The sequence below is a fragment of the Streptomyces sp. XY431 genome, from assembly GCF_001279805.1.
Taxonomy (GTDB): domain Bacteria; phylum Actinomycetota; class Actinomycetes; order Streptomycetales; family Streptomycetaceae; genus Kitasatospora; species Kitasatospora purpeofusca.
This window is the reverse complement of sequence record NZ_LGDO01000272.1, coordinates 1-1066: the sequence shown is the minus strand read 5'-3', so window position 1 is coordinate 1066 and position 1066 is coordinate 1. Positions and strand designations below refer to the sequence as shown.

1 pseudogene is annotated in these 1066 nt (G+C 73.8%); it reads right to left on the bottom strand.

Annotated elements, in window-relative coordinates:
- Positions 1-620: 620 nt before the first annotated feature.
- Positions 621-1066, bottom strand: a pseudogene (locus ADK60_RS23440) (hypothetical protein); the annotation flags it as partial.

Sequence of the window (1066 nt, the reverse complement as noted above, 5' to 3'; positions counted from 1 at the left end):
CCCCAACAGACTCCCCCTGCCCCGTGAACAGGCGAGGAATGCGTTTTCCGGTAGGGGGGAAGCCGGGAGGGGGTTACGGAAAATACCGGTGAGTCGGGGGTCGTGCGGCTGCGGGTGACCCGGGCCCGGGGGCCTCGTTGGCACTCCCGACCGTGCCGTGCCGTCACCGGAGGGCCGATGCCCGACCAGCCGCCAGCGGCGACCACTGACGCCCTCACTGCCCGCTTCCTCGCCGGCGAGGCGCTGCGCGCCCTGGACCGTGGCCAGCGCGACGTCGCCCGCGCGCTCGCGGACGTTGTTCCGCCCCGAGGCGAAACCGCCCGTCCGCTGATCAACGCCCCTGGACAACCCGCCGCCCGCAGATCCTCCCAGGTTCAGCTCCGAGCCCTCACACCGGCCGCCGAGCCTGCCCGGTGCCACGGCTCGATGGCGCCCCAACGCTGCCGACAGCGGCCTCGTGGCGGCATGGCGTAACGACGTCATGACGTCACAAGGCCGTTTCGTCCCGGGTTCCGCCGGGCCGGGCGGTGGAGGCCCCGGCCGACGGGTGGCGGCCACCATCGGGGTGTGGCGGCCACCCGCCGACCGGGTTGCCAGCGCCCTGCCCGGCGGAACCCGGGTCAGTCGGTCGGCCGGTCCCGGGCGCGTTGGCGATAGGCCTTCTGCCGGCAGGCGTTCGAGCAGTAGCGCTGCGGTCGGCCGCCGGCCTTGCGCTGGGGCGGGACCGCGGCCCGCTGGCACTGCTCGCAGGTACTGAGCATGCTCTGCTCGATCGCGCGCAGAGCGGTCACCATGTCCGGCGGTAGGCCGTCGGCCAGGTCGTTGAGTTCTGCCAGGACCGTTGAGGCCGGGTGCCGCGCTCCGGCCACCGTCTGGCGGTACTCCCGGAGCAGCTCCCGGCGGGACCTGCCGAACTGCCGACGGACCTCGGCCTCCGACAGGCCCAGGAGGGCGAGTCCCTCGACCAAGACCGCCAGGGTGTTCTCCGCCTGGTCGCTGAGTTTCAGCGCGTTGGTGGTGGCGGTCGGGGCGGGGGGGGCCTCGGGGATGTGGCGGCGCGTCACTG